At 31.0% G+C, this 2,776-nt stretch carries 5 protein-coding genes; 2 read left to right on the forward strand and 3 right to left on the reverse strand.

Annotated features, from left to right (window positions below; all coding sequences use genetic code 11):
* Nucleotides 1–403: IS630 transposase-related protein (locus ARSQ2_RS09250; RefSeq protein WP_238334287.1), on the forward strand; the 403-nt coding region annotated here is incomplete at its 5' end.
* A complete protein-coding gene (locus ARSQ2_RS09255) occupies nt 330–911 on the forward strand; it encodes an IS630 family transposase (RefSeq protein WP_181995123.1) in 582 nt (193 codons plus the stop codon). The genes ARSQ2_RS09250 and ARSQ2_RS09255, both read left to right, overlap by 74 nt.
* Before the next feature lie 114 nt (nt 912–1,025).
* Here ARSQ2_RS09255 and ARSQ2_RS09260 read toward each other — a convergent pair whose 3' ends face one another.
* The 3 genes from ARSQ2_RS09260 to ARSQ2_RS09270 form a co-directional block, all read right to left on the reverse strand.
* On the reverse strand, nt 1,026–1,526 hold the full coding sequence (locus tag ARSQ2_RS09260; protein WP_181995120.1) for a hypothetical protein: 501 nt from the start codon (nt 1,524–1,526) through the stop codon (nt 1,026–1,028).
* Between the two features lie 79 nt (nt 1,527–1,605).
* Nucleotides 1,606–1,893: a hypothetical protein gene (locus tag ARSQ2_RS09265; RefSeq protein WP_181995121.1), complete on the reverse strand. Its 288-nt coding sequence runs from the start codon at nt 1,891–1,893 to the stop codon at nt 1,606–1,608.
* Nucleotides 1,883–2,101, reverse strand: a complete 219-nt coding sequence (locus ARSQ2_RS09270) for a hypothetical protein (RefSeq protein ID WP_181995122.1) — start codon at nt 2,099–2,101, stop codon at nt 1,883–1,885. Before ARSQ2_RS09270 ends, ARSQ2_RS09265 begins: the two co-directional genes overlap by 11 nt.
* Between the last annotated feature and the right edge of the window lie 675 nt (nt 2,102–2,776).

The following is a 2,776-nucleotide window of genomic DNA, read 5'->3' on the forward strand; positions in this document are numbered from 1 at the left end:
TAATATAGCTAAGCGACTTAATTTTGATGACATTATTTATATGAGCTATTCAATTGATTTTAGACGTAAAGTGATATTTACGATGGAAGAAGAAGGGTTGAGTATCCGAGAAACAGCGAAGCAATTTCGGATTGGCTCTGCATCTGTATCGCGTTGGATTAATCAAATAGAGCCAAAAGCATCGACTACGCGTCAGCGAAAAATCGATAAATCCGAGTTGATAAAAGATGTTGAACAATATCCAGATGCTTACCAAAAAGAGCGTGCAGAGCGTTTTGGCGTTTGTCAGAAGGCCATTTGGCAAGCTCTTAAAAAAATGGGATTGACCTATAAAAAACTCTACGTCATCCGAAAGCCGACGAAAACACTCGACAAACGTTTCAACAAAAAAACAACAGTATGAAAAAGAAGGCAAGCATATTGTTTTTATTGATGAAAGTGGTTTTTCACACGATACCCCGCGGACTCACGGCTATTCCCCGAAAGGTCAACGGTGTGTTGGTCTCAAGAACTGGGGAGCTAAAGGAAGAACAAATGTTATCGGCGCTTTATTGGGCACAACGCTGTTTGCTATCGGATTATTTGATATCAATATTAACAGCGATGTTTTCTATGCATGGGTCACCCAAGTCCTTATCCCAGTACTTCCTAAAAACAGTGTAATCATGATGGATAATGCAACTTTTCACAAGAAACAGAGTATTCAACAAGTCATCATCGATGCGGGGCATATGGTGGAATATTTGCCTACCTATTCGCCAGATCTTAATCCAATTGAACATAAATGGGCAGAAACTAAATGCAAAAAAAGCGCTCGGATGCGACACCGACACAGATATTTTTTTCGCACTCAATATGGTGTAATTAAAATTAAGTCGCTTAGCTATATTTCTGTCTTTATTGGTTCTTAATCCCAATTGGGTAAAAAGCAGACTATTTATGCTATCAATAACAGGTAATAAAAAATCACCTGAAAATTTTCTATCAGTACCGATAGAAATACGGGCAGTAGCGTACTGATTTAACTAATCATTAAGTCGCTGGTTAACCAAATCTTCGCCAATATTTTTTGCATAACCGATTGAAGCATAAACTGCATTTCTATTTGCTAAAATATTACCAACCTGGCTGGCAATTGAAGCTAAAGTTTGATCTGTGTTGTCTTCAGGTGGTGTTTCCGCTCCACCTAAATTAGGTAAAATAGTATTAATCGTATTAGCACTATTGCCTTTAGTTTCAAGACTTGGTGGCGTTTCTAACGGATAATGTCCTGAACTTAAACGTTCAGAAGGAAATAGAGAAGTTTTCCCCTGAGATGAGGATGCAGTATTATCTTCAGTAACGATATTATTACTCGCGTTTGCATCATTCATTAAGAATTGAATACCTGAGATAGTATCTGCCATCTCAGCATTTTCAACTGCACTAGTTATTGATATTGAAGAAAAAAAGAAGGGAGAAAATAGTTGTATTAATAGCAGGCACCACGCGATTATTTTCCTTCCCTTGGATGAAAATGGTGTCATAATTAATTTACTCTCACATGTACACACAAAACAAGAAACCACCTTCAATCAATTAAAGGTGGTAAGATATAAATAATATTTAAATACTTGATAATGCTTTAACTTTTTCTTTTACGCGTTGAAAACGAGAGAATTGCACTTTCGAGCATAAAGTATCTAATTTAGTGCTCAACGTCATAGATAATAATTCTTTTGAATCTTTATCTATAATATTTTTATTAACATTTAAAAACGTATAATCTCTGCTAATTTTATTATAATTATTAGAATATTGTTGGTATTTAGCAGTATTCGCTTCTTTTAAAAAATTAAAGCGATCAACACATTCATTATTTGACGAGGCAATAGTAATACCATCAAATAACATTCCTTTTTTCTATATAATTTCGCGCAGGAATACTACTCTGGTTATTGACAATAGCGGTACTATTATTAGTTTGACTCGCTGTTTTATCATTGACTTTTTTATTCATCTTTTTTGACACAGGTACAGAACAAGCATTTAATAAAAACATAGCAGAAAATACTAAAGCCCATTTTTGGAAATTAACATTTATAACAAAGCCTTTATTCAATTACGTAGCTAATTAAAAAGCTCCATTAAGGAGCTATTTCGAGTGATCCAAATTAATAATTCAGTACTACACAATATCATAAAAATAACAGAAAAAAGTAGTACCAGTTTTTTAATAAAATCGTTTCGACATATAAAAGTGAATCCTTAAAATTTCATTAATAATAAAGTTAAGTAAAAATACTCACTTTTAATAAAGTAAAATATCTAATAACTATTAGCCATAGATAAACTATATTTATAAATAACATGACAGTGCTTAAATTATATTCAAATACAAATTATTTAAAAGTTCCAACAACAAGTATTCTCATCATATAGATGATTAGATTAAAGTATGAACTAAAAAAAAGAATAAATTTTATAAGTTAAGGTTGTAGTGAGTGAAATGATATATATAAATTTTAAAAAATCGTTTTAATCGATCATAAATCAAAAATTAATAGATGTAGGCTATCAATTATCAACTTATGATCGTTTTCTCCAATGAATTAAATTAATAAAAATCAATAAGATATAAAAATGAAAACATTTAGATACATATTTAATTATAGTTTAACTATACAGAGATTATAAAATTACATATTATTTGCTTTAAAACTAATATAGAAAATAAAATTAAATGATATTGCAAAATAACTCATTATAAATACAACCAAATAAAAACAAATTAATA

The organism is Arsenophonus endosymbiont of Bemisia tabaci Q2 (assembly GCF_902713415.1).
In the GTDB taxonomy this organism is placed as follows: Bacteria; Pseudomonadota; Gammaproteobacteria; order Enterobacterales; family Enterobacteriaceae; genus Arsenophonus.